General features: G+C 55.6%; 28 protein-coding genes. All 28 read left to right on the forward strand.

Annotation, left to right across the window (positions count from 1 at the left end):
• The first annotated feature begins 102 nt into the window (after nt 1–102).
• The 28 genes from spoIIIAA (at nt 103) to KP626_RS02050 (ending at nt 22,846) form a co-directional block, all read left to right on the forward strand.
• On the forward strand, nt 103–1,071 hold the full coding sequence (spoIIIAA, locus tag KP626_RS01915) for a stage III sporulation protein AA (RefSeq protein ID WP_395977817.1): 969 nt from the start codon (nt 103–105) through the stop codon (nt 1,069–1,071).
• Nucleotides 1,068–1,580 (forward strand): hypothetical protein, encoded by a 513-nt coding sequence (locus KP626_RS01920; RefSeq protein WP_395977819.1) that lies wholly within the window; start codon nt 1,068–1,070, stop codon nt 1,578–1,580. Before spoIIIAA ends, KP626_RS01920 begins: the two co-directional genes overlap by 4 nt.
• A 13-nt stretch (nt 1,581–1,593) precedes the next feature.
• Complete coding sequence (gene spoIIIAC / locus KP626_RS01925; protein ID WP_395977821.1) at nt 1,594–1,791, forward strand: stage III sporulation protein AC; 198 nt, start codon at nt 1,594–1,596, stop codon at nt 1,789–1,791.
• 12 nt (nt 1,792–1,803) lie between these two features.
• Nucleotides 1,804–2,187, forward strand: a complete 384-nt coding sequence (locus KP626_RS01930; protein ID WP_395977823.1) for a SpoIIIAC/SpoIIIAD family protein — start codon at nt 1,804–1,806, stop codon at nt 2,185–2,187.
• Complete coding sequence (gene spoIIIAE, locus KP626_RS01935) at nt 2,184–3,386, forward strand: stage III sporulation protein AE (RefSeq protein WP_395977825.1); 1,203 nt, start codon at nt 2,184–2,186, stop codon at nt 3,384–3,386. Before KP626_RS01930 ends, spoIIIAE begins: the two co-directional genes overlap by 4 nt.
• Before the next feature lie 3 nt (nt 3,387–3,389).
• Nucleotides 3,390–3,563: a stage III sporulation protein AF gene (locus KP626_RS01940; protein WP_395977827.1), complete on the forward strand. Its 174-nt coding sequence runs from the start codon at nt 3,390–3,392 to the stop codon at nt 3,561–3,563.
• A gap of 48 nt (nt 3,564–3,611) precedes the next feature.
• Nucleotides 3,612–4,187, forward strand: coding sequence for a hypothetical protein (locus tag KP626_RS01945; RefSeq protein WP_395977829.1), 576 nt, complete (start codon nt 3,612–3,614; stop codon nt 4,185–4,187).
• A 17-nt stretch (nt 4,188–4,204) separates the two neighbouring features.
• Nucleotides 4,205–4,756 (forward strand): SpoIIIAH-like family protein, encoded by a 552-nt coding sequence (locus tag KP626_RS01950; protein WP_395977831.1) that lies wholly within the window; start codon nt 4,205–4,207, stop codon nt 4,754–4,756.
• A 73-nt stretch (nt 4,757–4,829) separates the two neighbouring features.
• Nucleotides 4,830–5,255: an Asp23/Gls24 family envelope stress response protein gene (locus KP626_RS01955; protein ID WP_395977833.1), complete on the forward strand. Its 426-nt coding sequence runs from the start codon at nt 4,830–4,832 to the stop codon at nt 5,253–5,255.
• Nucleotides 5,256–5,324: 69 nt separating this feature from the next.
• Nucleotides 5,325–5,879, forward strand: a complete 555-nt coding sequence (locus KP626_RS01960) for a hypothetical protein (RefSeq protein ID WP_395977835.1) — start codon at nt 5,325–5,327, stop codon at nt 5,877–5,879.
• A gap of 18 nt (nt 5,880–5,897) precedes the next feature.
• The gene (locus tag KP626_RS01965) at nt 5,898–6,125 is read left to right on the forward strand and encodes a DUF2273 domain-containing protein (protein WP_395977837.1); all 228 of its coding nucleotides are present in this window, start codon (nt 5,898–5,900) and stop codon (nt 6,123–6,125) included.
• A gap of 2 nt (nt 6,126–6,127) precedes the next feature.
• Nucleotides 6,128–6,565: a transcription antitermination factor NusB gene (gene nusB, locus KP626_RS01970; RefSeq protein WP_395977839.1), complete on the forward strand. Its 438-nt coding sequence runs from the start codon at nt 6,128–6,130 to the stop codon at nt 6,563–6,565.
• Nucleotides 6,543–7,484 (forward strand): O-sialoglycoprotein endopeptidase, encoded by a 942-nt coding sequence (locus tag KP626_RS01975; RefSeq protein ID WP_395977841.1) that lies wholly within the window; start codon nt 6,543–6,545, stop codon nt 7,482–7,484. Before nusB ends, KP626_RS01975 begins: the two co-directional genes overlap by 23 nt.
• On the forward strand, nt 7,469–8,695 hold the full coding sequence (gene xseA, locus KP626_RS01980; protein ID WP_395977843.1) for an exodeoxyribonuclease VII large subunit: 1,227 nt from the start codon (nt 7,469–7,471) through the stop codon (nt 8,693–8,695). The genes KP626_RS01975 and xseA overlap by 16 nt, the downstream gene beginning before the upstream one ends.
• 121 nt (nt 8,696–8,816) lie before the next feature.
• Nucleotides 8,817–9,041, forward strand: coding sequence for an exodeoxyribonuclease VII small subunit (gene xseB, locus KP626_RS01985; RefSeq protein ID WP_395977845.1), 225 nt, complete (start codon nt 8,817–8,819; stop codon nt 9,039–9,041).
• Entirely contained in the window at nt 9,022–9,915 is an 894-nt protein-coding gene (locus tag KP626_RS01990) for a polyprenyl synthetase family protein (protein WP_395977847.1), read from the forward strand. The genes xseB and KP626_RS01990 overlap by 20 nt, the downstream gene beginning before the upstream one ends.
• Before the next feature lie 126 nt (nt 9,916–10,041).
• On the forward strand, nt 10,042–11,901 hold the full coding sequence (gene dxs / locus KP626_RS01995; protein ID WP_395977849.1) for a 1-deoxy-D-xylulose-5-phosphate synthase: 1,860 nt from the start codon (nt 10,042–10,044) through the stop codon (nt 11,899–11,901).
• Nucleotides 11,898–12,695 carry a TlyA family RNA methyltransferase gene (locus KP626_RS02000; protein WP_395977851.1) on the forward strand — a complete coding sequence of 266 codons (798 nt, stop codon included), beginning with the start codon at nt 11,898–11,900 and terminating at the stop codon, nt 12,693–12,695. The genes dxs and KP626_RS02000 overlap by 4 nt, the downstream gene beginning before the upstream one ends.
• A 96-nt stretch (nt 12,696–12,791) precedes the next feature.
• On the forward strand, nt 12,792–13,646 hold the full coding sequence (locus KP626_RS02005) for an NAD(+)/NADH kinase (RefSeq protein ID WP_395977853.1): 855 nt from the start codon (nt 12,792–12,794) through the stop codon (nt 13,644–13,646).
• A 9-nt stretch (nt 13,647–13,655) separates the two neighbouring features.
• Nucleotides 13,656–14,105, forward strand: a complete 450-nt coding sequence (gene argR, locus KP626_RS02010) for an arginine repressor (protein ID WP_395977855.1) — start codon at nt 13,656–13,658, stop codon at nt 14,103–14,105.
• 3 nt (nt 14,106–14,108) lie between these two features.
• On the forward strand, nt 14,109–15,833 hold the full coding sequence (recN, locus tag KP626_RS02015; protein ID WP_395977857.1) for a DNA repair protein RecN: 1,725 nt from the start codon (nt 14,109–14,111) through the stop codon (nt 15,831–15,833).
• A gap of 124 nt (nt 15,834–15,957) precedes the next feature.
• Nucleotides 15,958–17,244 carry a SpoIVB peptidase gene (gene spoIVB, locus KP626_RS02020; RefSeq protein WP_395977859.1) on the forward strand — a complete coding sequence of 429 codons (1,287 nt, stop codon included), beginning with the start codon at nt 15,958–15,960 and terminating at the stop codon, nt 17,242–17,244.
• Between the two features lie 95 nt (nt 17,245–17,339).
• A complete protein-coding gene (locus tag KP626_RS02025; RefSeq protein ID WP_395977861.1) occupies nt 17,340–18,101 on the forward strand; it encodes a sporulation initiation factor Spo0A C-terminal domain-containing protein in 762 nt (253 codons plus the stop codon).
• A 63-nt stretch (nt 18,102–18,164) separates the two neighbouring features.
• Complete coding sequence (locus tag KP626_RS02030) at nt 18,165–18,770, forward strand: stage II sporulation protein M (protein ID WP_395977863.1); 606 nt, start codon at nt 18,165–18,167, stop codon at nt 18,768–18,770.
• Between the two features lie 53 nt (nt 18,771–18,823).
• The gene (locus tag KP626_RS02035) at nt 18,824–20,011 is read left to right on the forward strand and encodes a phosphopentomutase (RefSeq protein ID WP_395977865.1); all 1,188 of its coding nucleotides are present in this window, start codon (nt 18,824–18,826) and stop codon (nt 20,009–20,011) included.
• Complete coding sequence (locus KP626_RS02040; RefSeq protein WP_395977867.1) at nt 19,998–20,834, forward strand: purine-nucleoside phosphorylase; 837 nt, start codon at nt 19,998–20,000, stop codon at nt 20,832–20,834. Before KP626_RS02035 ends, KP626_RS02040 begins: the two co-directional genes overlap by 14 nt.
• Nucleotides 20,835–20,905: 71 nt before the next feature.
• Complete coding sequence (locus KP626_RS02045; RefSeq protein ID WP_395977869.1) at nt 20,906–22,072, forward strand: D-alanyl-D-alanine carboxypeptidase family protein; 1,167 nt, start codon at nt 20,906–20,908, stop codon at nt 22,070–22,072.
• Nucleotides 22,073–22,180: 108 nt separating this feature from the next.
• Nucleotides 22,181–22,846 (forward strand): site-2 protease family protein, encoded by a 666-nt coding sequence (locus KP626_RS02050; protein ID WP_395977871.1) that lies wholly within the window; start codon nt 22,181–22,183, stop codon nt 22,844–22,846.
• Nucleotides 22,847–22,848: the final 2 nt, after the last annotated feature.

A 22,848-nucleotide genomic window follows, 5' to 3' on the forward strand; every position in this document is an offset into this window, starting at 1 on the left:
GTTCAAGTCAAGGAAAACTTACTTGTCCCATTTTTTCTTCTTCCTGTGATAATTCACATTTGCCCTTCATATACATGGAACAAACAAAGGAGGGACAAGGGGATGCTTACCAAAGAAAGACTGCGCGCAATTCTGGAGCTGCTGCCTCCCCGCATCTCCGTTCTCTTGGAAAACACGGGGGATGAGATCATTCGGCGGGTGGATGAGATACGGCTTCGGGCGCAGCGGCCCATTGCTTTTACTATGGCGCAGGGGGACGTGTTTTTGAGCAGGGATGGAGGATTTCAAAGCCTGCCCAAGGATGCCGTAATTATTGAGGCCCAGGAACTACGAGAAACCTTTTTGGGGCTGTGCCGGCATTCCATCTACGCCTATGAGGAGGAGCTACGGAGCGGATATCTCACCCTTCCCGGTGGAAACCGAGTTGGGGTTGGAGGCCGCACAGTGGTGCGGGGCGGAGAAATTGCCTCCATGGCAGAATGTTCCTCCCTGTGCATTCGGATCGCGCGGGAGGTCAAGGGCTGCGGAGACTTTGCCTTGGCCTACCTCCATGATGGAACGGATGTCCACAGCAGCCTAATTATCTCTCCACCCATGATGGGGAAGACCACAATGCTCCGGGACATCGCCCGGCAGGTAAGCGATGGAATCTTTGGCGCGGGCGGAAAACGGGTCTGTGTGGTGGATGAACGCTGTGAGATCGCTTCCTGCCATCAAGGGGTCCCACAGATGGATGTGGGACAGCGCACCGATGTTCTGGACGGATGCCCTAAATCCCAGGGAATGACCATGGCGCTTCGCTCCCTCTCTCCCCAGGTGATCGTTACCGATGAGTTGGGCGGTGCGGCGGACAGCGCTGCCGTGATGAACGCCTTGTTTTCCGGTGTGAAAGTCATCGCCTCGGCGCATGGAACGGATATCGACGATGTCTTACGGCGAAGCGACATTCGAGCTCTGGTGGAGCAGGGAGCTTTCAGCCGGTATTTTATTCTGGGAGATCGGCCAGGAACCGTTAAGGAAGTCCTAAACGAAAGCCTCAATCTCATCTATTCCAAGGACGCCTACCGATGATGAAACTTCTTGCGCTTATTTTGATCTTTGCGGCCTGCTGTCTGGGCGGGTATTGCCTAGCTGCGCCCTATAAAAGGCGTCCGCTCCTGCTCAATCAGCTTCATTCCGGCATTTTGGGCCTTGAAAACCGGCTTATCTATTACGGAGAACCGCTGCATCTCGCCCTCGTTCATTTAGGAGCTGGACATGACGACGCAGTATCCTGCCTTTTTTATGGGATGGGAAAATCCATGGAGAAGGATCCTAGGCTTTCCCCGCGGCAAGCGGCAGAGCAGGAGCTGAACGCGCCAAACTATGCTAGCCTAACCGCCATGGACCGGGAAATCCTCCTTGAGATCTTCGAGGGTATGGGCAGGGATCAGCAGGGACAGAAGAGCGCTCTAAGCCATGGCAGGGACCGGCTACGAGACGCCGCGGCTTCGGCTCAGGAACAAAAGGAAAAGAACGCAAAGCTATACCAGTCCATGGGGCTTCTCTTGGGCGCCGCCGCCGTGGTACTGCTTGTATAAGGGGAGGATACCAATGAGCATCGATCTTGTGTTTCGCTTGGCGGCCATCGGCATCATCGTGGCCATCCTAAACCAGCTCCTTACCCGGGCCGGACGGGACGATATGGCCACCATGGTAACCATTGCCGGCCTGATCTTGGCACTGTTTATGGTGATGGATCTGATCAGCGACCTATTTGAAAGCGTCAAACGCATCTTTGATATCTACTAAGGAGAGCCCTCCATGTTAAAAATTATCGCCATCGGTATTCTGGGCACCGTGCTGGCCATGGTCCTAAAACAGGTCAAGCCCGAATTAGCCCTGCCGGTCTCCCTGGCCACCGGCGCCATCATCCTTATCATGGCCATCCCTCAGGCACTGGAGCTGATGGATGGGCTCAAAACAATGGCCGGACAGTTCGGCATGGATGGGGACATGCTAAAAACGGTGTTTAAGATCACCGCCATGGCCTATATCAGCGAATTTGGCGTGGCCACCTGTAAGGACGCAGGGGAAGCCAGCATCGCAAAGAAGATCGAGCTTTTTGGCAAAATCTCCATCTTCCTTTTGTGCGTTCCCATTATTGGCCAGATCATCAGCGTACTCCATGGGATGGTACAGCTATGAAGCGGCTATGGGTCTTTCTCCTGGCGTGCATTTTGATGCTGGGATGTCCTGCCTTTGCCGTGCTTGCCCAGGAGGATGAGGAGGAGACGGATCTGGCCGCTCGGGAGGAATGGGACCGAGTATATGGAGACGTATTAAACGGATTGGATTTTTCCCAAATGGATTCCGCTTTGAACGGGCTGGGAGAACCGGGATACCAGCTTCTGGGCGCCAGCGTCCGGGAAGCGGTAATGAAGGCCTCTCAGGGAGAGCTGAAGCTGGACATCTGGGGCATTTTAAAGCTGATCTTCGCCTCGGCGGTGGATGCCTTCCGCAAGAACGCCGGCATTCTGCTCCGAATTCTGCTCCTGGCGGTGATCAGCGCCATACTGGGAGTGTTGAAACCCTCCTTTTCCTCACAGGGGGTGGCGGATGCCGCGGGTATGGTGTCCTATCTATTGATCATCGCAATCCTAGCTCAGCTTCTCTATTCGGTGGTAGGGGTGGCCCGGGACGCCATCGACGCCATGAGTGGCGTCATCAGCGCGGTGTTTCCCATCCTGCTGCTGCTTCTTACCGCGATGGGCGGAAGTATGTCAGGGGCAGTATTTTCACCGGCCATGGCGGTGCTTACCGGCGGTATAGGGTTGTTCATTAAAAATGCCATCCTACCCATGGTACTCATCAGCGGAGTCATGATCATGGTCAGCAATATCAGCGAGCGGGTGCAGATTGGCAAAATGGCCGCCTTTGTAAAAAAGATCGCCGGATGGAGCATCAGCGTGGTGTTTGTGGTATTCCTGGGGGTTACCGCCCTCCAGGGAATGGCTGGCTCCACCATCGATGGCGTCACTCTCCGCACCGCAAAGTTTGCCATCGACAAATTCGTACCCATCGTAGGCGGCATGTTTTCCGATACGGTGGATACCCTCATCGGTTGTTCTCTGGTGATTAAAAATGGGATCGGCATCGTGGGCACCCTGATGATCGCAGTCAGCGTACTGTCTCCGGTTCTGACCATCGCATCCCTCTCTCTGATGATGAACCTGGCAGCTGCCATCATCGAACCCTTTGGGGAAAAGCGTATCTATAAATGCCTTTCGGATATCTCCGGGGTTATGACCCTCTTGTACGTTAGCATTCTGGCCCTGGGGGCGATGATGTTCATTCTAGTGTCTCTGGTCGTAGGCGCCAGCAACGTCAACATCATGATGAGGTGAGCTATGAAAGCCATATTGGAATGGGGATTTCACATCGCACTGGTCGCGGTGATCGTCACCCTATGCGAAGGCATCCTGCCCAGTGGAAGCATCAAGAAATTCGCCCGGGTAGGCCTGGGCCTGGCCCTCGTGCTGGAGATGCTGAGCCCGCTTATAAAATTAGTGCAACAAATATGAATTTATTGTCCCAGAGGGAAATAGAAATAGGTGTAGGGGGTAGAAACAGTGGAGAACCAAGGGAAAAAGCGTCCGGAGATCAAGGGCAAGCTGTTGGGCAGCCTGGACCGGAAAAAGATGGAGGTGGTCATTGGAGTCATCATCATCCTGGCCATGGTACTACTCTATCTATCCACCTTTTCAGGAAACGGAGAGAAAAATGAGAGCCCGGCTGTGGATTCTTCCAGCCAGGAGGCCGCCGTTTATAACTATCTGGACGAGGAAGACAGACTGCGCAATATCCTCAGCAGGATCAGCGGGGTAGGGGAGGTGCAGGTGATGATCACCTATGCCGGCGGCAGCGAGTTGGTTCCCGCTTACAACAGCGATTCCAGCGTACAGAGTTCCGAGGAAACCAGCGTTTCCGGCACCACGCGGACCACGAGAAATGAGTCGGAATCCAAAAACCCAGTGACCCAGCAGGATGGCACCGTTCTACTCTCTGAAAAACGCCCCGAGGTGGTAGGGGTCATCATCGTGGCCCAGGGAGCCCAAAACGTTGAGGTTAGGATGGCCCTGATCAAAGCGGCTCAAACGGCGCTAAACGTGCCTTTGAATAAAGTGGAAGTATTTGAAATGAATTGACGGGGAGGAAACGGAACATGAAAGTACACTTCAAGAAAATCAGGTTGGAAAAACGGCATTGGGTATTCCTGGGGCTGGTGGCTGCCCTGTGCCTCACCGGCATCATCAATATGCGGCTCAACAGCATCACGGGGGAAACGCAACCCATTGCCCTAAAGCCCTCTGAAACGCCCACCCAGGAGCAGCAGTCCGAGGAAGGAGCCGCCACCTCGGCCAGCGCCAACTTCTTTACCAACTATCGTGCGGAACGAACCGCCACCCGGGATAAGGAAATGACCTACTTAAACGAGATCATCGGCAGCGAGAAAACCGACGCCGAAACCCTCAAGGACGCCCAGGAGCAGAAGATGGCCCTCACCACCGCCATGGAAAAGGAATTGCTGGTAGAGGGACTCATCAAAGCCAAGGGCTTTACCGATTGCATTGTAACCGTGCAGAACAACAGCGTCAATGTGGTGGTGAATAACACCGAAGCCCTTACTTCAGCCCAGGCCTCCCAGATTATGGAAATCGTCCGCAGGGAGACCGGCGTCGCGGCGGAAGACATTAAGATACTCCCGAAAAATTAGTTTTCTGGGGGAAACCTTGTTAATAAATTCCCGTGATGGTATAATACCTATGAAAAATTGAACGGAGGTGCTGATGATGTCAGAGAAAGATATGGAATTTGCAATCCAGGAGGAACAGTCCGGTAAGGTTACGTTTAATACCGACGTGATCGCTACCATCGCCGGCCTTGCCACCGTGGAAGTTCCTGGCGTCGCGGGCATGAGCGGCGGTATCGTCAGCGGCATGGCAGAGCTCTTGGGGAGAAGAAACCTTACCAAGGGCGTTAAGGTGGCCATCAACGAGCAGGAGTGCGAGGTGGATCTTAACATCGTCGTTACCTATGGCGTGAAGATCCCCGAGGTAACCGCTAAAATTCAGGGCGATGTGAAGAGCAGCATCGAGACCATGACGGGGCTTACCGTAAAATCGGTGGACATTCATGTCCAGGGAGTGGACCTTGAAAAAAAGAAGGAAGATCAGTCCGTTGAGGGCGATTCCGTCCAGATTCCCGTCCAGTAAAACCGGTGGATTTTGCCCCCTGCCATTCAGCGGGGGGCTTTTGCCATACATCCCTTTGGAGGTTTACCAATGAAAGCAATCGACCGCGTGTTCATGACGCTTCTGATGTTACTCATCATGGCGTTAAGCGTCTTTGTTATCCTATTTTGCTTAGGCGTTCTTCCCATGCTGGATCTTGCGTCGGCAATCATCACCATCGAAAGCAACGTAGTATTGAAAATCGTGGCTGTTGTGGCGTCCATTTTCTTGTTCATCCTGGCCGTTAAGGTGCTCTTTGCCCGGACCGGGGGAGCCGCCGGCATGGACTCCGCCCACGCCAGCAGCTTGCGGCCCAGCACGGAAGCCCGTACCCTGATCGAGATCGCTCCCAACGTGCGGATCACCACCGAAGCCATAAACGACATTGTGCAGAAAGCCGCCCAGAACAGTGCCAGCATCACCGGCGCCAACTGCAGTGTGCTCAAACAGGCGGAAGGCCCTTATCAGGTACGGATCGGTGCAACGGTGGCCGACGGCGTCAGCATTCCCGAAGCTGCCGCTGAGATGGAGGCCCGGATAAAGGAAACCCTCTCCTATGCTTGCGGCATCGGGGAAATCAATACCGATATCGTCATCGGGAAATAAGCGATCGAAGGAGCACCCATGGACAACAACAACTTCTGGCAGTTCTATAACCAGCACCGCGGTAAAATCATCGGCGGGCTGTGTGGGTTGGTTTTGGCCCTGTTTATCATCAACTACGGCTTTTTTACCACCCTTTTGATCGCCGCTTTCGTAGCCGTGGGCGCCTATTTTGGCTCCCGTCGGGAGAACCGTGAGCGGGTCTATGAGTTCATCAAAAATCTTGTCGAAGGCGGGAAAGAGAAGTAATTATGAGCCGAACCACAGCAAGGGATACCGCCGTATGCATGGTATACGCCTGGCAGCAGGGAGGCAGTGCCGCCCCTGGGGACCAGTGCTTTTTGGAGGTGGAGCTGGATTCCGCCGATAGGGGCTTTGCGGACATGCTATTTTCCGGCGTCACAGAAAATATTGCCGCCCTGGATCGGTTGATTGAGGAAAACAGCAAGGATTGGCGGCTGGAGCGCATCGCCAAGACCGATCTTGCGGCTTTACGCACCGCCACCTTTGAGCTGCTCCATGGCGCCTCCACCAAAACGCCCCCCAAGGTGGCTATCAATGAAGCCATTGAGATCGCCAAAAAATACGGGGATGAAAATTCTGGACGATATGTCAACGGCGTTTTAGGCGGGGTATACCGTCAGATACAGGAGCGAGAAAAAACGGATGAAAGCGTACCTGGGCTTTGATACCAGCTGCTATACCACGTCGGCAGCAGCTGCATTGGAGGACGGCGGGATCCTGGATTTTCGCACGCCCATCCCGGTGGCCCAGGGAGCGGTGGGCATAAGGCAGCAGGAGGCTGTCTTTTTGCATGTAAAAGCCCTTTCCCAACTGGTTTCCCAGTTGATGGAGGCCCTTCATCAACTGGGAGGAGCGGCGATTGCCGGGGTGGGGTACAGCTATGCGCCCACCACTCAAGAGGGCTCCTATATGCCGGTATTCTTGCCGGGAACCAGCATGGGGCGCTCCCTGGCCGCGGCCCTAGACTGTCCTTCTTTTGGATTTTCCCATCAGCAGGGGCATGTCCGAGCGGCGGAGTATGGCAGCGATTTGCCCGATGAATATCTGGCTCTCCATGTATCGGGAGGCACCACCGAGATTCTCCGCATCAAAAAACCCGGCTATCTGGTGGATGTACTGGGAGGTACCAGCGACATCAGCGCAGGGCAGACCATCGATCGGGTAGGCGTTGCTCTGGGGCTGCCCTTTCCTGCAGGCCCCCATCTGGAGGCCCTGGCCCAATCTGTGTCCAATTCTTCCTATGAATTCCGCAGCCGGGATATGGGGACGCGGTTTAGCTTTTCCGGCATGGAAACCGCCGCTCAGCGGCATATCCGCCAAGGAGCCGATCCGGGAGAATTGTCCCTCGGGCTGTTCCGCTCCATCGGAAAAGTCCTGTGCCGGAGTATCCGTCACTGTGTGGAGGATACCGGCCTGAATACCGTATTGTTCTCGGGAGGAGTCTGCTCCAACACCATTCTCCGTAAGGTGATCGGGGAGGAACTGGCCGGCTGCACCATCCTGTTTGGCCAACCCAAACTATGCAGCGACAACGGGGTGGGAATCGCCCTATTGTGTAAGGAGGCAGTATGCTCAAAGACCTGATGGAACAGATGTGTCTTTCGGTAACACAGCTCAATGATTACGTTGCCGGGCTTTTTCAGCGGGATGAAGCGCTAAATGGCCTCCTCATCGCAGGCGAGGTCAGCAGCTTTCGTCCCAACGCCTCGGGACACTTGTATTTTACCCTAAAGGATGAAAACGCTGCCGTTCGCTGCGTAATGTTCCGCTCCTATGCCGCCGGAATCGGCTTTAAGCTGGAAAACGGTATGAAGGTTCGGTGTTTCGGCAGCGTTACCCTCTATAAAAAAGATGGCCAGTACCAGCTCAACCTGCGCTCTATGGAAAAGATCGATGATAGGGGAGAGCTCTATCAGCGGTATCTGGAGATCAAGGAACGATTGGAACAAGAAGGGCTATTTGATCCCTCAAAGAAACGCCCGCTTCCCCAATATCCTCGACGCATCGGCGTGGTCACCTCTCCAACGGGGGCGGTGATTCGGGATATCATTACCGTATCCCGTCGTCGGAATCCAGGGGTGGACATCCTCCTATATCCCGCCAAGGTACAGGGCGCAGGATCAGCCCAGGAGATCATTCGGGGCATCCAATGGCTCAATGAACGGGACGGAGTGGATGTGCTCATCGTAGGCCGGGGAGGCGGCAGCATGGAGGATCTCTTTGAATTCAACGATGAAGCCCTAGCGCGAACCATTCGAGCAAGCAAGATCCCCGTGGTGTCAGCGGTAGGCCATGAGACCGACTTTACCATTGCCGATTTTGCCGCCGACGTCCGCGCCGCGACTCCCAGCGCAGCTGCCGAGCTTTGCAGTCCCGATATGGCGGCCATCCTCCGTATGGTGCGTATGGAGATGAACAAGGCCCGGCGGCTGGTCTCGGGACGATTGGAGGAAATGTCCCGCCGTACCGATGCGCTGACCCGCTCGGCGGCTATGCACCGGTCGGAATCCCTATTAAGCGAATACACCCAGCGGATGGACTATGCGCAGCGCTCCCTGGGGAAGGACACCTTGACGGTTTTAAGTCGAGCCAGCGCCCAGGTGGACTCCCTCATAAAGCGTCTATCCGGCCTCAGTCCCCAAGAGGTGCTGAGCCGTGGATACGCCGCCATTTTGGATGAAGCGCAACAGCCCATTCTATCGGCAAAAGAGGTTACCATGGGACAGAGCGCCAAAGTGGTGTTTGCGGATGGCCGCGCTGAGGCCATGTTTACCGGAAGCATCCTGGAGAACTAGATCGTCTATCAACACTTTTTCCACAATAGATCCACAGTTTATCAACATAGCAGCGACAAGATAGCTGGGACGGAAAATGCAATCCATAAATTCTCTTGTTTTTTGAAAGGAGCCAGCGGGAATGGATCAGGAAAAACAGCCTCTATTGGAGGATCGCTTGAAGGAATTGGAAGCCATGGTGGAGAAGCTGGAAGCCGGAAAAACCGGCATTGACGAATCCGTAGCCATCTACGAAGCCGGCATGGCCCTTGCCAAGGATTTGCAAAAACAGCTATCCGCCCTAAGCAGCCGCATTTCCGTGGCGTCCGGGGAGGAGGAAATCCCCTTTGCAAACGCCGATGAGTGACTATCAAAACCGCTATGACGCCTATCGCCTTCGGGTCGAGGAATACCTGCACGCCTCCCTTATGGGGCTCCCCGAGGGGGAGCTGCGGGACGCCATGGCATATAGTCTATTTGGCGGCGGCAAGCTGCTGCGGCCCGTTCTCACCTTAGCCGCTTGTGATTTGGCGGATGGCGTCATCGGCGATGCGTTACCCTTCGCCGGCGCTGTGGAGATGATCCATACGTATAGCCTAATCCACGATGACCTCCCCTGTATGGACAACGATTCCCTTCGCCGCGGACGGCCCACCAACCACGTAGTTTACGGGGAGGATATGGCGGTGCTGGCGGGAGACGGCCTTTTGTCCTGGGCCTTTGAGACCATGCTCATCGCTTGTTCCACCCTGGAGGATCCCAGGCCCGGCTTGCTGGCCACCCAAGCCATTGCCCATGGTTGCGGCGCCCTAGGGATGGTATACGGCCAATCCCTGGATATCAAAAATGAAGGACGGCCCCTAGGGGAGCAGGAGCTCCGGATGGTTCATCGCAACAAGACCGGCGCCCTCATCAAGGGCGCGCTTCTAGCCGGCGCCCATTTCGGCTTTACCGATGCCCTTTCCCTTCATGCAGTCCGTACCTATGGGGAGAACCTGGGCGTTGCATTCCAAATCGCCGACGATGTACTGGATGCCACCCAAAGCGCCGAGGTTCTGGGAAAGACTCCTCATAAGGATCAAGAGGCCCATAAGACCACCTATGTTACCCTTTATGGCGTAGAAGGTGCCCGGCAGCTCTGTCAGGAATACACCGATCGAGCGGTGGAAGCCCTCGCTCCCTTTCCCAAAAGCGGATTTCTGATTCAGCTTGCCCAGGCATATGCCAAAAGGGTTCGGTAATTGGACGTTCAACCCTATGGTTCTATGGTATAATAAAAAATCCAACATAGAACAACGCTGGGATTCATGCAGAATCACGGCCTATTTTCTGTTGCAATGGAAGGAAACCCAAGGGACAACACCGCCATGCAGAAATTGCTGAACCAAATCCATAGTCCCGCGGATCTGCGGGCACTGAACAAACAGGAAACCGAGTCCCTGTGCCAGGAGATTCGGGAATGCATCGTGTCCACCGTCATGCAGAACGGCGGACACATGGCCTCCAATCTTGGAGTGGTGGAATTGACCATCGCTCTGCACAAGGCGTTTGACGCCCCTTCCGACCAGATCGTCTTCGACGTAGGGCATCAATGCTATACCCATAAGCTTCTGACCGGCCGGGCGGACCGGTTCTGTACCCTCCGCATCCGGGACGGCATCAGTGGATTTCCCAATTGCACGGAAAGCCCCTACGATGCTTTCCAGACCGGCCACAGCTCCACCTCCATTTCAGCGGCGGTGGGCATGGCCCGTGCCCGGGATCTGGCAGGCCAGACCCATAGTGTAGTAGCTGTGATCGGGGATGGCGCGCTCACTGGGGGCATGAGCTACGAGGCGCTAAACGACGGCGCCGATTTAGGCAGCTCCCTTATCGTCATCCTCAACGACAACGAAATGTCCATCAGTAAAAACGTAGGAGGTATGACGGAATACCTCAATAAAATTCGCTCCAGCCCCAGGTACCATAGCTTTAAACGGCGCTTTAAGGGGTTTCTGCGTTCCATTCCTCTCATCGGAGGGGGACTGTACCGGGTGGTGGACTGGACCAAGGATTGCGTTAAGCGGATCTTTCTCCAGCCGGTGTTCTTTGAGGAGATCGGCTATGTATATCTGGGGCCCATCGATGGCCATGACGTCGACGCCATGGTCTCGGTATTCTCCCAAGCCAAGGAACTGGACCGGCCCGTGTTCATCCATGTAATCACCCAAAAAGGCAGGGGATACCGCCCTGCCGCCAAGGACCCGGAGAAGTTTCACGGCGTTTCTCCCTTTGTGGTGGAGAAAAACGGAAACGGCGGTGAAACCTGCTCTCATCTATTGGGACGCAAACTCATCGAACTATCGGAAAAGGATCGCCGGATCACAGCTGTCACCGCCGCGATGCCCACCGGCACCGGGCTTTCCGCCTATCAGGAACGGTTCCCAAAGCGTTGCTTTGACGTGGGCATCGCTGAGGAACACGGGGTGACCATGTCCGCCGGTATGGCAAAAGCGGGCATGCGTCCCTATTTTGCCGTTTACGCCTCCTTTTTGCAGCGGGCATATGACCAGATCCTTACGGACGTCTGCATTCAGGGCCTTCCCGTCACCCTTTGTGTGGATCGGGCTGGCATCGTGGGGGAGGATGGGGAGACCCATCACGGGGTGTTCGATCTTTCCATGATGATGCCCATGCCGGGACTCACCATCATGGAGCCCGCCACTCCCAGCGAGATGGAGGAAATGCTGGAGATGACCCTCACCCTAAACGGCCCCTGCGCCATCCGCTACCCCAAGGGAAGCCTCTGGGCCGGTTCTTCCAAAAAGGAACCCGTGGTCTACGGCAAGGCACAGGAACTTCTTCCCATCTCCCGGATTACTGTGGTAACGGCGGGAAGTATGGTGGGCTGCGCCTATGAGGCTATCTCCCAGCTTGCCCAAAAGGAGATAGAGGCCATCGGCCTTGTCAATCTGAGGTTTTTAAAGCCCTTGGATGGAAAGCTGCTTCGGCGGCTGGAGGAAGAGGCCCAGGTGCTTCTGGTGGTGGAGGAAAATAGCGTCCATGGAGGGATTGGTGACGCCCTCGCAGGGTATTTTTCCGCCCGTTCCAGCATTCGGATTGAGAAGCTAGGTGTGGGGGACGCCTTTGTCAAGCATGGCCAACGAGCCCAGCTTCTGCATGAACTGGGTCTGGATCGGGATGGGATCGCCAGCCGCCTGGAAACCATTTTGGAGGAGTCGCGATGAAAGGGGAACGTCTGGACGCTGCTATGGTGGCGCGGGGCCTAGCTCCCAGCAGAAATGCCGCCCAGGGGATCATTCTTGCGGGCGATGTCCTGGTCAACGGTGAACCCGCTCAAAAAGCGGCTCAGCCGGTGACTGATCTGGATGCGATTGAAGTGGGAAGCCAGCGAAAGTATGTAAGCCGGGGCGGCTATAAGCTGGAAAAAGCCCTATCGGTGTTTCCCGTGGATCTCACGGGTAAAACCTGTCTGGATATCGGCGCCAGCACCGGAGGCTTCACCCATTGTATGCTGCAAAATGGCGCTGCCAAATGCTATGCCATCGATGTTGGCTATGGCCAGCTGGATTATACGCTGCGGAACGATAACCGAGTGGTTTCTATGGAACGATACAATGCCCGGAATCTCCGCAAGGAGGACGTAGGTGGTGAGGCGGATTTTGCCTCCATCGATGTATCCTTCATTTCGCTCAAGCTGATTCTGCCGCCCTTGTTCTTCTGTCTGCGGGATGGGGGAGAGGCGGTGGCCCTCATCAAACCCCAGTTCGAGGCCGGAAAGGAACAGGTGGGGAAAAACGGCGTCGTGCGCTCTGCTACTGTTCATAAGGCAGTCTGTCTCTCCGTTTTAACCTTTGCCCAGGAGCACGGCTTTGGAGTGTCCGGCCTGGATTATTCCCCCATCAAGGGGCCCAAGGGCAATGTGGAGTTTCTTGCGTATCTCATCAAAAACGGTGCGTCTTTGGGAGAATCCCAATTATCCACCCTGATAGATGGAGTTCTTTCCTCCGTCAGTTTCTAAAAAACGTAGCCGCGGACAGCGGCCGTGTAGTCGCATCTTCTTGATTGTATAATATGCATTTCTCGTGTATAATACGGGTTATAAGCGGTGATGTCTATGAAACAGGCGTGCATCTACGCCAATTCCGATAAGGATACCTATTTCAACCTGGCCCGCGGAGTAGCGGGTTATCTGTTGTCTGCCGGGTATCAAGTATACTGCCAGGACGATATGACGGATACCCTGGGCTGTCCTCCGGCAACGGACAGCCAAGGGCCCATGGATCTGGCCTTTATTCTGGGCGGGGACGGCACCGTACTGACCGCCCTCTTTACCGGAAACCTCTATGATGTGCCCATGTGCTGTATCAACATGGGTACCCTAGGCTTTTTGTTGGAGCACAACAGCCGGGAGTTCCCCGTCTTTATGGATCAGATTCTTGCGGGGGACTATGAAATCGAGTCCCGGGAGATGCTGTCCGCCACCGTCCGCTCCCAGGACGGCCGCCAACAGCCCATCCGCTACGCGTTAAATGACGTCAACGTGGTCCGGAGCAGTCTGGGCGGCGTCATGCGGTGCAACGTATGGGTAGGGGAAGAGATGGTTTCGGAGTATGCTGCAGACGGCATCCTGGTAGCCACCCCCACCGGCTCCACCGCCTACTCTCTTTCGGCGGGAGGCCCCATCGTCGCTCCCGACGTAGCTTGTTTCATCATCACACCGGTCTGTGCCCATTCCCTCTACACCCGTCCTCTGGTGGTGAAGGATACCCAGACCATTCGGATTCTGCCTCAGCGGGGCCCCCTTTCCCTGGTGCTGGACGGCCAGCGCGAGTTTCCCATCGAAACCGGGGATGAGGTGATCATCAAAAAGGCCGGAGTATCGGCCAAATTCATCACCACCCAGGGCCGCAGCTTTTTTTCGCTACTGCGCACAAAGATGGGCGAATGGAACGTTCCCCGATTGAAATAAGGAGTCCCAATGAAGAACAAGAGACAACACGCCATCAAGGAGATCATCGAGGCTAACGATGTGGAGACCCAGGGGGAGCTCGCCGACCTGTTGCTGGAAAGCGGATTCAAGGTGACCCAAGCCACCGTATCCCGCGACATCAAAGATCTGCGCCTAGTAAAGGTTCTCACCGAGCGCGGAACCTATAAATACGCGTCGGGAGAGCAGAAGGACGCGCGGGAAAGCGGCGTGCCCATTCGGGTATTTACCGACACCGTGGTCTCCATCGATTCTGCGGGGAGCATTGTGGTGGTTCATACCCTTTCGGGCAGCGCCAACGCCGCAGCTGAAGCTCTGGATTCCCAACGGTATCCTGAGATCGCCGGCACTATCGCCGGAGACAATACCATCTTTATCGCCGTAAAGGATGGCGCCCAGAGTTCGGAATTGATCAAGAAACTCAGAAAGCTGGCAAAATAACGGATGCTCAGGAGTATCAACATTCGGAATATCGCCCTCATCGAGTCCCTGTCTTTGGAGTTCGGCCGGGGGCTTAATGTGCTTTCCGGAGAAACCGGTGCCGGCAAATCCATCCTCATCGATGCTGTAAACTTGGTGCTAGGGGACCGCGCCGACCGGGAGTTGATTCGCCGCGGCGCCGATCGGGCGGTGGTAGAGGCCTTCTTCTCCACCCAGGATCCGCGGGTGATGGATGTTCTCCGGCAGGCGGGTCTGGAACCCGAGGAGGAGGTGATCCTCAGTCGGGAGCTTACCGCCGCCGGACGCAACGTGGCCCGTATCAATGGAACCCTGGTCAATAACGCGGCGTTAAAAGCCGTCAGTGCTCTTCTCATCGACATCCACGGCCAACACCAGCATCAGTCCCTCTTTAACCCCAAGGCCCATCTGGGACTCTTGGACGCCTATTGTGGGGATAGAATCGACGTTCCTCTCAAAGCGTATCGCGAGGCGCTTTCCCGTCTTCGCCGCATTGGTGAAGAGCTGCAGGGCCTGGGCGGCGATCCCGGAGAGCGGGAGCGTCGCAAGGATATGCTTCAGTTTGCCATTGAGGAGATCTCCCGGGAGAATATCACGCCGGGAGAGGAAGCCCGCCTGGAGCAGGAACAGCGGGTGATGGCCAACGCCGAGCGGATCTCCAGCGCCCTTACAAGCGCCTATGAAAGTCTATATGGGGTAGAGGATACCCCCGGCGCTATGGAGCTCTTCAGCGGAGCGGCTCGGGACCTGGTCTCCATTGGAGAATATGGCAGGGAATACGCCGACGTGGCCGAGGAGCTAAACACCCTGTACTACCAGGCCGAAGGCGTAGTAGAGACCGTTCGGGAGCTGCAATATCGCTTTTTCTACGATCCAGCCGCCCTGGAGGCGGTAGAAAAACGGCTGGCCGACCTACAGCGACTGGCACGAAAATACGGTGGCTCCGTAGACAGCGCGCTGGAATACCTCTCCTCCTGCGAGGAGGAACTCTACCAATTGGAGCACTCCGAGGAGCGCATTGCCGCCCTGATGGCAGAACGCGCAAAAACGATTTCCGCTGCCTATCAAGCCGGTACTGCTCTATCCAAGCTGCGACATGAGGCAGCTGCGGCCTTTACCCAGGAGATACAGGTTCAGCTGAAGGATCTGGGCATGGGAGGAGGCGGCTTTCTGGTGCACTTTTTAGAAATTCCTCCCGAGGACGCCTATCAGACGGACGAGGCTCGCTTTGGCAGCCGTGGGCTGGATCAAGCGGAATTCCTTTTCTCCGCCAATCGCGGAGAACCGCCCCGACCCCTGGCCAGGATCGCCTCCGGGGGCGAGGCCAGTCGAATCATGCTGGCGCTTAAGAATATCTTTGCCCGGATCGACGGCATCGATTGCCTGATCTTCGATGAAATCGATACCGGCATCAGCGGAGCCATGGCCCATGTTGTGGCCGAAAAAATGGCGCGGATCAGCCGAGAGCGGCAGGTTCTCTGCGTTTCCCATCTGGCTCAGCTGGCGGCCATGGCGGATCACAACTATCTGATTGAAAAGCGGGAGGAGGGGGAAAAGACCCTGACCCACGTACATCTTTTAAGCGATGAAGAACGCATCCAAGAGATCGCCCGGTTGGCCGGCGGCAGAGAGGGGGACGCTTCCGCTCTGTCCCATGCGAGAGAGCTTCGGCAGCACGCCCAGGAGATCAAAAAACGTTTTTTACAATAAATCATCAGAAAAAAGCCATCCCGTGGGACGGCTTTTTTGATTTTTTCTTCTCGGGCGTCTCCAGCTTTATTTCACGGGGAATTGGGCAACCTACTCCATGATAAAAAAATGGAGGCCATGGGATTTGAAACACAAGTTTTTCTCCGCCATAAGCTATGTCCTGTGCGGATTGTTTTTTGCGTTCAACTTCATTCTTCCCCAAAACACCGGCGCTTTTCTGCCAGACCGTATCTATGTAGACGTGGGCAAACAGGCCCAAGTGGAATTCACCCTGCCCATCTGGGCCAGCCTCTCCACCAGCGATGGCACGGAGCTATCGGTCAACGGCAGCCCGGTATCCCAGGGGAAAACCATCTCGTTAAACCAAGGGCTCACCATCGCTTCCGATAAAGCGGTGGACACCGAGCTTGTCATCAAACTGGGCAATCTCTTTACCCTCAAGCGAATCCAGGTTACCGCCAGCGATGATATTATGCTCTATCCGGGCGGACAGAGCATCGGGGTTGCCATGTATACAAAAGGCGCGCTGGTGGTGGCCACCGGAGAATTCACCAATCAAAATGGGGAAGTGGTTTCCCCCGGAAAGGAGGCCGGCCTCCTGCCGGGGGATATCGTTCTCATGGCCGATGGCAAGGAGGTTAAAGGGGCGGATATGCTCTCCAGCATCATCAGTAACCGCAAGGAAGCACTCTCGTTGCGCATCATCCGCCAGGGAGAGGAGCAGGAGATATCCATCCTGCCCCAGATGGATGCCAGCGACAACCGCTATAAGATGGGCCTCTGGGTTCGGGACAGCACGGCGGGCATCGGAACCATGACCTTTATCGATCCCAAAACCATGGGATTCGGCAGCCTGGGTCATGCCATTACCGATGTGGATCTGCGGGAGGTGCTGCTTTTGCGCACGGGGGAAATCATCCCCGCCACGGTATTCGATGTGATTCCCGGCCAGGTAGGGAAGCCGGGGGAACTGTGCGGTACCTTTATGGAGGACGAAAAATCCGCAGGCACCATCAGCAAAAACACAGATTTTGGAATCTTTGGAACCGCTAACCGGATCCTGGGCAACGATGCTTACGATCAGCCCCTGCCCATCGCTTTTCAGTCCGAAATCCGCACCGGGCCCTGCACCATCCTCTCCACCATCGATGACGGGGGAGTGAAAGAATACGACTGTGAAATCGTCCGAATCAACCGGCAGAAGAACAAATCCACCAAAGGATTGGTCATCAAGGTCACCGATCCCCGCCTCCTGGAGACCACCGGAGGCATCGTCCAGGGCATGAGCGGCAGTCCAATTCTCCAGAACGGCAAAATCGTAGGCGCCGTAACCCATGTATTTATCAATGATCCCCAACGAGGCTATGGGGTTTTTATCGAGTGGATGCTGGAGGAACTACAAAATCCCTAAAAACATAATTGCAGAATTTGGGAATTTTCGATACTATAATATTATGAAGTTTCCATTCGGCATATCATCATTCTTTTAGGAATGCGGGGGCAGACATGAACGAAACCATCACCGTTGTAATTGGAGATACCAATGCGGAGTACGCCCAGGCCATACGGCATGGGCTGGAAGCCCATGGCTATACCGTCCTTAAGGTGGCGGAGGACGGTATTACCCTGATCGATGCCATCAAACGGATGCGGCCCGGCCTTGTGATCATGGATGTCATCCTCAGTAGGCTGGACGGATTCGCCGTCATGGAGGAACTGCATCAGCTGCCCTCCTTGGAATGGCCCAAGATTCTGGTACACACGGCTCTAAACCAGGAGAACATCATGCTCAGAATCTATTCCATGGGCGCCGACTATCTCAGCAAACCCGCCCCTATAAGCCAGGTGGTCCGCCGGGTAGACGCCATGTTTGCTGGCAACTACCGGCAGGGGGTGGAGAGCGCTATCTATCAATCTATGCAGAACGACGAGCTGCGGCAAAAGGTTTCCGTATGTCTCAAACGGCTGGGCATCTCTCCCAGGCTGAGGGGATACCGGTATTTGGTGGAGGGGATTTTGCTGGTGATGCGGGACATTTCCATCCTGGACCGCTGCACCAGCGTTCTGTATCCCTATCTAGGCAAAATCTTTCATTCCACCCCCGAGCGGGTGGAACGGTGTATGCGATACAGCATCGAGACCGCGTTTGAGCGAGGCAATCTTAGCGACATCGAGCAGGTATTCGGCTACACCGTAGACGTCAGCAAGGGAAAGCCCACCAACTCGCAGTTTATGGCCATGGTGGCGGACCATCTGCTATTAAACTAGATATCAGCTTACATATTTACTTTTGTCCCAGCATAACATGAAGCAAAGGAAGGTGCGGGTGTTATGCTGGGACGTTTTTTTCGGAATTGGTGGCGGGATGTAGAGGAAAAGCCCCTTTCCTACCTCTTGGCCCTATTCGCCCTCTGTACCGGCATCGCCTGCGGCTTGTTCTTTCCACGGTTCCTAAGGGAAGCGGATCAGGAGGCCATGGTGGGCTACGCCAGCTCCGCGGTAAAGATGGCCACGGTGGTGGTGCCATCTTTTTTTCAACTTTTCCTCAGCGCCCTATGGACCAATTTCCGGATTGCTGGCGCGTCAGCCCTCTCGGGGTTTACCCGATTGGGCGCTCCCGTCGCCCTTATTTCCCAGGGAATCAAGGGGTTTGGCATGGGCGTTTTTCTATATGCAGTCACCAAATGCTTCGGGACTCCAGGAACCATCAGCGGTATTCTGTATCTTTTGCCGCAGTCTCTTTTCTACATTCCCGCATACACCACGCTTTCCGCCCGGGCAATGCACCGTTCCGCTCTATGTATGAGAAGAATGGCCGGGCCGCCTCGGCTGTACATGCGGGAAATTCTTCCATGTCTTTGTGCGATTTTTGTCGGAATTATGGTAGAATGCTTCATATCGCCCCATCTGCTCAAGCTGCTGACTCCCCTTATGTAGAACGGATGGCGCGGCCCTTTGAGGGAATCCTAATAAAAAAGGGGTGGTACTGTATGGGTAAATTCGTCATACTGGTGATGGACAGCGTGGGCATCGGAGCGCTGCCCGACGCGGATCGGTTTGGGGACATGGGCTCCGACACCATGTGCAATCTTTACCGGGCAATGGGAGGCCTCACCATTCCCAATCTGCTGTCCCTGGGCCTCGGCAATATCGACGGTATCCAGCTTCCGGTAAAGTCGGACAACCCCAGAGGAGCCTACGGTCGCGCCATGGAACGGTTTTCCGGCAAGGATACCACCGGAGGACACTGGGAAATTGCCGGTCTGGTCTTGGACCGTCCCTTCGACACCTTCCCCAACGGATTTCCCCGGAATATTTTGGATCCCTTTGAAGCCGCCATCGGCGCCAAAACGCTGGGCAACAAAGCGGCCTCCGGCACCGAGATTATAGAGGAGCTGGGGGAGGAGCATCTCAAAACGGGATATCCCATCGTCTATACCTCAGCAGATAGTGTGTTTCAAATCGCCTGTCATGAGGAGGTTGTTCCCCGGGAACAGCTCTATGAGATGTGCCGCATCGCCCGGGAAATCCTTACCGATCCCTATTATGTCGGGCGGGTCATCGCCCGGCCCTTTATTGGGAAACCGGGGAGCTTTATCCGAACCCCAGGTCGAAGGGATTTTTCCCTGCTTCCGCCGGGGGATACCATCCTAGACGCCATCAGTCAAAAGGGATATGAAGTGGCGGCAGTGGGGAAGATCGAGGACATCTTCGCCAACCGGGGCATCACAAAAAGCAACCATACCACCGATAATATGGCCGGGGTAGACGCCACCATCCAGTACCTAAAGGAGGATTTCTCCGGTTTAATCTTTACCAATCTTGTGGACTTCGATTCCCTGTACGGCCACCGAAACAACGCGGCGGGCTATGCCAAGGCGCTGGAGGAGTTGGACGCCAGAATCCCCGAACTGCTCTCCGCTCTGCGCCCCGGCGACATCCTCCTCATCACGGCGGATCACGGCTGCGATCCTACCACCCTTGATAGCACCGACCACAGCAGGGAGTACATTCCCATCCTGGCAACCGGGCAGGGAATAGCCCCCGTGAATTTGGGGACCCGGGACACCTTCTCGGATATTGGCGCCACAGCGGCGGACTACTTTGGCATCAAATGGCCTACGGGCATGAGCTTTTATCATCAACTGAAGCGAGGTACAAAAGATGAGCTATTATGAGATCGCGCGGCGCGCAGCAGACGTCATTCTTGAGCGGGCTCCTGAGCCCCCCTACGCGGTTTTGGTCCTGGGAAGCGGCCTGGGGGATTACGCTCGGCGGATGGAAACCCCCATCGTCATCCCCTACGAAGAGATTCCCGGTTTTATGGTTTCCACCGTTCACGGTCACGCTGGCCGGCTGGTGATGGGACGCCTTTTTGGCCTTCCGGTGGCCATCATGCAGGGCCGGTTTCACTACTACGAGGGCTATACCCAGCAGGAAATCACCCTTCCCATCCGGGCGCTTCGGCTGTGTGGCGCCCAGGTGGTTCTCTTTACCAACGCCGCCGGAGGCATCAATCTGGATTTTTCTCCCGGGGACCTGATGCTCATCGACGACCACATCAACTTCTCTGGATCCAGCCCCCTGATCGGGCCCAATGAGGAGGGCTTCGGCACCCGGTTCCCCGATATGAGCCAAGCCTACGATAGAGAACTCAAGGAACTGCTTCTCTCCGCCGCCCGGCAGGCGGGCGTGTCCCTTCGCCGCGGGGTGTATATGATGTTCAACGGCCCCCAGTTCGAGACGGGGGCGGAAATCCGCTTTGCCCGAGTCATCGGCGCGGATGCCGCAGGCATGAGCACGGTGCCCGAGGTCATCGCAGCCCGCCACGCCGGGATGCGGATCGCCGGGGTAAGCTGTATCACCAACATGGCGGCGGGAATTCTAGACCAACCCCTTTCTCATCAGGAGGTTAATGAAACCGCTGACCGGGTCCAGGATCAATTCGCCGCCCTGGTGGATGCATTCCTCCGGCAATTAAAAAAGGATTGTGACGCCTAGGCGCATAAACCGTCATTTTTAAAGGCATCCAAGCATATCCCTCCTAGTAGTGATACTAGGGGGGATCGTTTATGAGGAGAGTTCTATCCGTATTTCTGGGATTGCTGCTGTTGGTCTATCCCTTTTGCTTCATCCGGGCTGAGGAGGGGGAGGAACAGGCCGCCGGCATAGCACTGCAATCGCCCATGGCGGTGCTGATGGATACCAGTACCGGCCAGGTGCTGGTGGAAAAAGCCGGGGATCAAAAAGCCCCCGCCGCCAGTGCCATCAAGGTCATGACCCTCCTCCTGCTCTACGATGGCATCGAGGAAGGACGCCTTCGGATGGAAGACACCGTGCAGGTGTCCGATAACGCCGCAAAAACAGGGGGAACCCGGGCCTTTTTGGATCGGGGCGCCAGCTATAAAGCAGAGGACCTCATCAAGGCCATCTCGGTGTGCAGCGCCAACGACGCCTCTGTGGCCATGGCCGAGGCCATGTACGGCAGCACCGACGCGTTTGTGGCCCAGATGAATGCCCGGGCTAAGGAGCTAGGCGCAAACAACAGCCTGTTTACCACCTGCACCGGGCTGGACGATGAAAACAGCTATACCACCGCGCGTGATCTTGCTATCATCGCCAGCGCCCTAAGCCGCCACCGAAATGCCAGCCAGTATACCGCCATCTATATGGATCAGATCAACCACGCCGAAGGCCGGGTCACAGAACTGACCAACCCCAACCGCTTGGTACGGTTCTATACCGGCTGCGACGGCTACGCCACCGGATCCTCCAATCTTGCAAAATACTGTGGCGTCATCACCGCAAAGAAAGGGGAGACCCGGCTGGTAGCCGTAATCCTAGGGGCCAACGATTCCAACATGCGGTTTGATGACGCGCGCACCCTTTTGGAGTACGGCTTTGCCAACTACACACAGCGAATGCTAGCCAAGAAAGGCGAGATTCTTCGAAAGAACGTGGAGATTCCCGGGGGAACCCCCAAATATGTAAACCTGGTGGCCAAGGACGACATCCGGGTGGTTCTAAAGCGGGGCGAGGAAAACCAGATCAAAAAGGAGATTGAGCTCTTGCCCGACGTCCAGGCTCCCGTAGAGATGGGGCAGAAGCTGGGCACCCTTAACGTCTATATTGGGGATACCCTCATCGGGCAGAGCGATGCCATCGCCGAAGCCCAGGTAAAGCGGGCAACTCTGTGGGAAGCGGTCAACACCATCCTGCGCTATTGGATCATGGGCTAAGGGGCCGCATTGACACCCCCAATCGGCCCGTGATAGAATATCCCGACAGCAATAAGCGTACAGGCAACCTGTCTGTACGCTGATTTCTATATCAAAAGGAGATTTCCCTTGAGTAGACTATCCCAGCTATTCACCGACCCCATGGGGTTCATCATGTCCCTTCTGCTGGTTTTACCCGGCGTTTTAATCGGACTATCCTTCCATGAATTCGCCCACGCTCTGGCTGCCACAAAGATGGGGGACGACACCCCCCGGCTTATGGGCCGGCTAACGTTAGACCCTTTTGCACATTTTGACCCCATCGGTCTTGGCATGCTACTCCTGTTGGGCTTTGGCTATGGCAAACCCGTTGTGGTCAACCCTGCCCGGTTTAAAAACCGGTTCTGGGGGGAGCTATTGGTGGCCATCAGCGGCGTTCTGATGAACTTTATCCTGGCTTTCCTGTTCACCTTCCTCTATCTGGCCCTGGTGTTCAAGTTTAACGTCACCAACTACTATGTCACCACCATCGTGCTCAATATCATCTCCATTAACATCGTCTTGATGGTGTTCAACCTGCTGCCGCTGCCCCCTCTGGATGGGTATCGGGTGGTCAAGCGCCTGTTCATCGGCAACGTCAATCCCCAGTTCTTCTGGAAGCTGGAGCAGTACGGCTTCTTCATCGTGCTGATTCTGCTGGCTACCGATCTGTTAACCCCCTTTCTCAGCTGGGCGGTAAATGGGGTTTACGGCTTTATGATTGACGTTTCCGGCGGGCTTCTGGGGATCTTCTAATC

It is taken from the genome of Christensenella sp. MSJ-20, assembly GCF_044357945.1.
Lineage (GTDB): Bacteria > Bacillota > Clostridia > Christensenellales > QAND01 > QAND01.